This is a genomic window from Sphingomonas sp. NCPPB 2930, from assembly GCF_042867205.1.
Taxonomy (GTDB): domain Bacteria; phylum Pseudomonadota; class Alphaproteobacteria; order Sphingomonadales; family Sphingomonadaceae; genus Sphingomonas.
In genome coordinates, this window is record NZ_JBHZQU010000015.1 from 73,788 (window position 1) to 80,577 (window position 6,790).

Sequence of the window (6,790 nt, forward strand, 5' to 3'; positions counted from 1 at the left end):
CCCTTGCAGGGGAGGAATTTATTGCGTCTTTGCCTTCAAAAATCCCTCCATCACGATCCACCGGTAGAAGGCGTCGAACCAGCCGGTGCTGGTCGTCTTCTTCGGATACATGCCGAAGCCGTGCCCGCCCTGGCCATAGAGGTGGAACTCGACCGGCTTCTTCGCCGCCAGCCACTGGTCGATCAGGCCGAAGCCCTTGCCCGCGAACAGCGGATCGTCGGCGGCGATCGCGGCGAACATCGGCGGCGCGTCGGCGGGGACCGTCATCGGCTGGAGCGGGCCATAGATGTCGCCGACAAAGGCGGGCCTGGCCGGCCCGTCGAGCACCGTCGCGACGGTCAGCATCGCACCCGCCGAAAAGCCGACCATGCCGATCCGGTTGGGGTCGACCTTCCACTCGTTCGCGCGCTGGCGGACCAGGGCGAAGGCGGCGCGCGAGTCGGCGATCTGGGGGGCCAGGCCCTTCAGCGCCTCTTCGGGGCTGGGCCGCGCGGCGGGGCGCGCGACGCTGGAAAACATCGCCGCCATCGACTTTTCGAATTCGCCCATATCGGCCGGCGTCTGGTTCAGCCGGTATTTCAGGACGAAGGCGGCGATGCCGCGATCGGCCAGCGCCTTGGCGACGTCCCAGCCCTCATTCTGCATCGACAGCGTGCGGAAGCCGCCACCGGGCGCGACGATCACCGCCGCGCCGGTCGCCTTGGCGGGATCGGGCAGGAAGGGGGTCAGCGTCGCTTGCGTCACGTTGCGCGCGAAGACGCTGTCATATTGGCTGTGCCAGCTTTCCTTGTTCTTCGCGCCGGGCAAGGGGCCGGTGTTCAGTGGAATGGCACCCGGCTGAGCGGGGATGGCGATCGGCACCATCTTGTCGCTCTGCGCGAGGGCGGGTGCCGCCAGCGAGAGCGTTAGCAAAGCGGCTAGCGCATGGCGGGCCCAGCGTTTTGACTTCATATCCCCTCCTGTCCTCCGTGGGTTATGTCCCTACGGTCGGACGGGGATGGTACGCTTCGGGGCGTGGGGTGCAAGGGATAATGTTAAGGCTAACAGTAGGGTTGGGCGTGGGCTTCGACTTCGCTCAGCCTGAACGGCTGTTCGTATCCGGACCCCGACGCCCAGACACCACACCCCGTTCAGCCTGAGCGTAGTCGAAGGCCAAGGGAATCCCTCACCCGCAATCCCTCAGAACAACCGCCCCCCATCGGGCAACGCCTGGTCAGGCCCGATCAGCACCACCTGCCCCTCCGCATCGGGAAAGCCCAGGGTCAGCACCTCGGACATCATCGGCCCGATCTGGCGCGGGGGGAAATTGACCACCGCCGCCACCTGCCGCCCGACCAGCGTCTCGGGCGTGTAATGCCGCGTGATCTGCGCCGAGGATCGCTTGACCCCGAGGACGGGACCGAAGTCGATGGTCAGCTTGATCGCGGGCTTGCGCGCCTCCGGAAAGGGCTCGGCGGCGATGACGGTGCCGACGCGGATGTCGACCGCCAGGAAATCCTCGATCCCGATCCGGGGTGCGGGCGCGTCAGAAGTCGACATTGTCGTAATGCGACGGCGGCGTGACCATCTCCATCCGCTCGGACAGCAGCGGGCGGAAGGAGGGGCGGCTCTTCAGCCCGCGATACCAGCGCGCGGTCTGCTCATGCCCCTTCCAGTCGATGCCGCCCAGATAATCGGCGACCGAGATCTGCGCGGCGGCGGCGAGGTCGGCCAGGCTCATCGTCGCGCCGCCCAGCCAGTTGCGATGGTCGAGCAGATAATCGGTATAGTCGAGATGCCCGACCGCCGCCTTCATCGCCTCGCGCAGGCCCTTGGCATCGGGGCTGCCGGTGCGCGCGACGCGCTTGACCATGCGCTCGTGGAGCAGCGGGCCGGTCACGTCCTGATAGAAATGCGTGTCGAACCACGTCACCAGACGCCGGATCTCGGCCCGGCCGACGGCGGTGCCGTTGATCATCGCCGACTTTTCGACCGTCTCCTCGAAATATTCCGAGATCGCCATGGAATCGACCAGCAGCACGCCGCGCTCCTCGTCGACCATCACCGGGGTCTGCCCGGCGGGGTTCATGTCGAGGAACTCGTCGCGCCGCTGCCACGGCGACTCGCGGACCAACTCATATCCGACGCCCTTCTCGCCCAGCAGCAGCCGGACCTTGCGCGAAAAGGGACAGAGCGGGAATTGATAGAGTTGCCACATGCCGCCCATCTAAGCGGCCGGGCATGGTTACGCCAACCCCGATGGCGATGTTTTCACCCGCCCGCGCGACGCAGGACGGCACAGTCGCCGCCACCCGACCACGACGCCGCTGACGGACAGGATCAGCCCGGCGATCGACCAGAGCCACATCCAAGCCGTCCAGCCGGGCCGCCACGCGGTCAGCCACGGCCAGTCCCAGGTGTGAAGCAGCGTATAGGCCCAGCGATAGGCCCGCCGGACGCGGTCCTGCCGTTCGACCACCGCCCCGCTCATCGGGTCGAGATAGAGCCAGGTCGCCGCACGATCGTCGAACCGCATCCGCACCACCGGCAGCCTGGCGATATTGGTCCAGTAGAAATCGGGCCGCTCCAGCCGCGCCACCCCCGTCACATGCCCGCCGGGCACCAGCATGGCGGCGGCGTCCGGTCGATCGATCGGCGCGGCCGGGGCCAGCGTCGCCTGCTCGAGCCAGCGCGGATGCGGTCCAGCCGGGTCGATCGCGATCCGCCGCCATCCGCCATCGCCGCTCCACACGACGCTGCGCGCCGGGCCCGCCATGGCGGCGAGCCGGTCGAGCGCCACCGGCTCGCCCGCCTGCCCGGCATAGGCGCGCATCGCCTCCACCGGCGCGGTGCCCCCGGCAAAGACGCGTCCCGGATCGACCGACAGCCAGCCGCTGACGATCCAGCCGGTCAGCAGCATGCCGCCCAGCAGCCCGCTGACATGATGCCAGACCATCCAGCCGCGATAGGGCGTCACCCGCCCGCCGCGATAGCGACGCCGCCCCAGCCGCATGCGCAGGATGCCGATCCACATCCCGGTCAGCGCGACCGCGATGCACGGCCCCGACACCCACATCACCACCTGCCGCCACAGGCCGCCGTCGCGGCGCAGGATCGTCGGATAGAGCCAGTGCGGCACCGACCCCAGCCAGTTCCAGATACGCTGAGTCCGCGTCGTCCGCTGCACCGGCTGGCCGGTCAGGCTGGAGACATAGAGCTCGGTCCCGGCGGCATCGGCCAGCGTCGCCTTCCACAACGGACGGTGCCGGTCGAAGCCGCCCGCCACGGTCCATTGGTCATGCCCGATGGGCGCGACCGCGATGACCGGCGCCCCCGCGAACCGCGCCGCGACCCGGCGGGCATAGGCGGCGTCGACCGGCGCGACGCGAGCCCCCGTCCGGGCGGAGCGGATCTGCGTCTCGCCTCCCACCCCTTCGATCCGCCAGACCGGCACGCCGTCGCGCATCTCCAGCGTGATCCGCCGCGCGGTCGCGCCGTCCGGCGGCGGCCGATCGACCCCGCCCCAGTCGATCGGCTCCGCCCCGGCCGCCATCTGGGCAGGGGTCAGCGCGGGATAGGGGACGTAGATCATCACCAGCCCGGAGGCGAACCACATCGCGAAGAACAGGCAGGCGGCGATCCCGGCCCAGCGATGGACGAGAAAGGCGAACCGGACGGCCGCCCTTCCCCATGACGCGTCAGAACGTCGCACGAAGGCCCAGGTCCAGCGAGCGCGGACGCCCCAATATCCATTGCTGATCGCCATAGGCGGTGACCGCATAGGCCTTGTCGAACAGATTATAGACGCGCAGGTCGACCGCCATGCGCGGGCTCAGCGCATAGGACAGGGTGGCGTCCACCGTCGCATAGCCGGGGATGCGAAACGCATCGGCATTGTCGGAGAAGCGCCGCCCGACATAGCGCAGCCCCGCCCGCGCCTGCATGCGGGCCGTGGCATCCCAGCGCAGCCAGAGATTGCCCAGCGCCTCGGGCACATTGGGCGGCGTCCGGCCGCTATAGTCCGCGCCGCCCGAACGGAAATTGTCGAACCGCGCATCCAGCATCGTCGCATTGGCGTCGATCCCGAACCCCTGGGGCAGATCGACCGAGACCGCCGCCTCCACCCCTTGCGCCGAGCGTTGGCCGACCTGCTCGACCGGGCTGGAGAGGGTGCGCTGCGCCAGCAGCCCCGTCTTGACGATGCGATAGGCCGCCAGCGTCGCGGTGCCGCGCCCGCCCAGGAACAGCCACTTGGCGCCCAGCTCGACCTGGTTGCCCTTCGCATTGCCGAACTGCACCTGCCCGCTCGACACGGTGGTCAGCGTGGCCAGCGGGTCGACGCCGGTGGCATATTGGCCATAGAGCGACAGGGTCGGCCTCGGCTGATACACGATGCCCGCCCGCCAGGTCGCGTTGCGGAAGGTCTTTTCAAAGGCGAAGCGATCGGTCCGCGTGCCGCCCGGATAGGCGATCGCCCAGCGGCGGACCTGATCCTCCTCGTAACGGAAACCGCCGACCACCGACCATTTCGGGCCCAGCGTCACCCGATCCTCGGCAAACACCGCCAGCGCGACGGTGCGGGTGCGGTATCGCGGCGCGATTCCCTGCGTATCCAGAAAGCGGCCGGGATCGAAGGCGAAGGGATCGACCGCATCGACCTGCGCGTCCGATCCGAAGTCGTTCTCATGGGTGAAGCGCACCAGATTGGCGTCGACCCCGACGACCAGCGCATTGGCGATGCCCGGCGCCAGCGGCGTGCGCAGCGTCACGCTCGCCTGATCGCCCCATTGGGTCTGGTCGTGACGGATGCCGTAATTGTCGCTCCGCCGGATCGTGCCGGGCGTACCGCTCTCCCCGTTGGCGCACGTGCCGTTGGTACCGACCCAGCAATAGCTCTCCAGATTGCGCCAGAAGCGATCGCTGGTCAGATAATAGGCGATGTTGGAGACGCTGACCGCCGCGCTCGGCGTCCAGTCGACCTGTACCGAGGCGCGGTCGTCGCGAAACCGCATCCGCCCGTCCCCGACATTATAGTTGCGCGTCCGGATCGCCGTGTCCAGCCGCCCGTCGATCAGCGGCGTCCCGAAATAGCCGATCGGCCGCTGGTCGCCATGATCGCCGCGGATCGTCACCGCCAGCCGTGGCGAAGGGGTCCATTTCACCGTGCCCGACAGCGCGAAGCTGTGCGAATCCCCCCGGTCGACATAGCCGTCCGAGCGGCGATAGCTGGCATCCAGCCGATAGCCCAGCGTGGCCCCCGCCGGACCGCCGATCCCGGCCGCCAGCCGGACGCTGTCCTGCGCGCCATAGCCGATCTCGGCCTGTCCCTCGGTCCGGGCGGTGGGCTTGCGCATCACCACATTGACCGCGCCGCCCAGCGCGCCCTGGCCATAGAGCACCGACGCCGGGCCGCTCAGCACGTCGATCCGCTCGACCATCCAGGGATCGGTTGGAAAGGTGATCGTCCCCGCTGCCGGGAACAGCCGGACCCCGTCGATCAGTTGCAGGACCGAGCCCTGCCCGGAAAAGCCACGCGCCGCCAGCGCGGTGCCGCCATTGCCGGGATTGGCGACGCTCGACAGTCCGGGGGCCCGTGTCTCGGCCTCGACGATCGACTGGTCGCCCCGCGCACGCACCAGGTCGCCGTCGAGCGAGGTGATGCTGGCGGGGGTTTCGAGCGGGGTCAGCCCCAATCGGCTGCCCGTGGCATTGGGCCGGTCCATCGCCGGTTTGTCGCGCGTGCCGACGACCAATATCGTGGCGTCGGTGCCGGTCGGCATGCCCCCCTGCTGCGCCCAGGCGGGCATCGCCATGCACGACCACAGGGCCCCACCTACAAGGATGAGACCACGGCTTGATGATATGTGATGATATAACATTATTTGCTCATAGCGTCTTGTCGCGAACAAGCCGAGACCTTCCGTTCGCTTCGAACGGCCGGATGCCATGCGCGCTGGACGCCTTTCCGCACTCGACATGGCCACCCATGCGCCTCCGCCACCATTGGCGTCGCTCGTCGGAAAAGACCTAGCCACGGCCATCCCCTGGGCCCGGCATGAGCGACCTGACGCCGGCAGGTCTCCTGGCTCACGGGTCATCGCGAACCATGCGCCTTCCCAGGTTACCCCAGTGGCTGGACCGGCTCGACACCGGTCCCTGCATGTCCGCTCACCGCTTACAGTTGCAGGGACAGCCTCGGATTCGGGCGGTCACCCGCCCTCACCGCGTTCCCTTTTAATTCCCCTGTCCGGGGAAACCGGCGCGATCACGACCGGAATATTCCGGCCGCGTACTGATTGCGGCAATCGGCAGGGCGGGTCAAGCATCTGCCCCCAGTAGCGGCTTTGCGCTATCCCGGGCCCATGGCCCGCAAGACCCGCTATCTGACCGCAACGATGCCCGACGGCTATGTGAAGACCATCGGCCCGACCTCAGCCCCGTTCACCCATTACTGGCGGATCGTCGCAGATCTGGGTGGGGGCCGGACGGAGGTGTTCTGGGGTCACGCAAAATCGCGGAAAGAGGCCATGGCGCATGACGCGTCGCTGGCGGAAGCGGCACGCAAGCGCGGCTGGGTGGGGCACAGATTCGAGGTGGTGGAATTGGTGGAGAGCCAGGATCCGCCAGCGGCCCTGCCGCCGAGGGGTGCCGGGCGTCGTCGCTAAGGCGTGAACGCGCCAATCCGCCACCGGCTATGCCGTGGCGGTTTCGTATGGGATGATGTTGGGTGTGTATGGTTGCGGGGGCAGGATTTGAACCTGCGGCCTTCAGGTTATGAGCCTGACGAGCTACCGGGCTGCTCCACCCCGCG

6 protein-coding genes, 1 tRNA gene and 1 riboswitch are annotated in these 6,790 nt (G+C 68.3%); of the genes, 1 reads left to right on the forward strand and 6 read right to left on the reverse strand.

Annotation, left to right across the window (positions count from 1 at the left end; genetic code table 11):
* Positions 1-18 precede the first annotated feature (18 nt).
* The 5 genes from ACFX59_RS15260 to ACFX59_RS15280 form a co-directional block, all read right to left on the reverse strand.
* Positions 19-951 carry an alpha/beta hydrolase gene (locus ACFX59_RS15260; RefSeq protein WP_387433350.1) on the reverse strand — a complete coding sequence of 311 codons (933 nt, stop codon included), beginning with the start codon at positions 949-951 and terminating at the stop codon, positions 19-21.
* Between the two features lie 228 nt (positions 952-1,179).
* The gene (locus ACFX59_RS15265; RefSeq protein WP_387433352.1) at positions 1,180-1,539 is read right to left on the reverse strand and encodes a tRNA-binding protein; all 360 of its coding nucleotides are present in this window, start codon (positions 1,537-1,539) and stop codon (positions 1,180-1,182) included.
* Positions 1,526-2,197: a glutathione S-transferase family protein gene (locus tag ACFX59_RS15270; RefSeq protein ID WP_042487586.1), complete on the reverse strand. Its 672-nt coding sequence runs from the start codon at positions 2,195-2,197 to the stop codon at positions 1,526-1,528. The genes ACFX59_RS15265 and ACFX59_RS15270 overlap by 14 nt, the downstream gene beginning before the upstream one ends.
* 27 nt (positions 2,198-2,224) lie before the next feature.
* The gene (locus ACFX59_RS15275) at positions 2,225-3,691 is read right to left on the reverse strand and encodes a hypothetical protein (RefSeq protein WP_387433356.1); all 1,467 of its coding nucleotides are present in this window, start codon (positions 3,689-3,691) and stop codon (positions 2,225-2,227) included.
* Positions 3,678-5,792, reverse strand: coding sequence for a TonB-dependent receptor (locus ACFX59_RS15280; RefSeq protein WP_387433358.1), 2,115 nt, complete (start codon positions 5,790-5,792; stop codon positions 3,678-3,680). Before ACFX59_RS15280 ends, ACFX59_RS15275 begins: the two co-directional genes overlap by 14 nt.
* 241 nt (positions 5,793-6,033) lie before the next feature.
* Positions 6,034-6,255: riboswitch (cobalamin riboswitch) on the reverse strand.
* 86 nt (positions 6,256-6,341) lie between these two features.
* Between ACFX59_RS15280 and ACFX59_RS15285 the strand changes: the two genes are divergently transcribed.
* Entirely contained in the window at positions 6,342-6,644 is a 303-nt protein-coding gene (locus ACFX59_RS15285) for a hypothetical protein (protein WP_387433361.1), read from the forward strand.
* A gap of 69 nt (positions 6,645-6,713) precedes the next feature.
* Here the strand turns inward: ACFX59_RS15285 and ACFX59_RS15290 are convergent.
* Positions 6,714-6,790, reverse strand: a tRNA-Met gene (locus tag ACFX59_RS15290).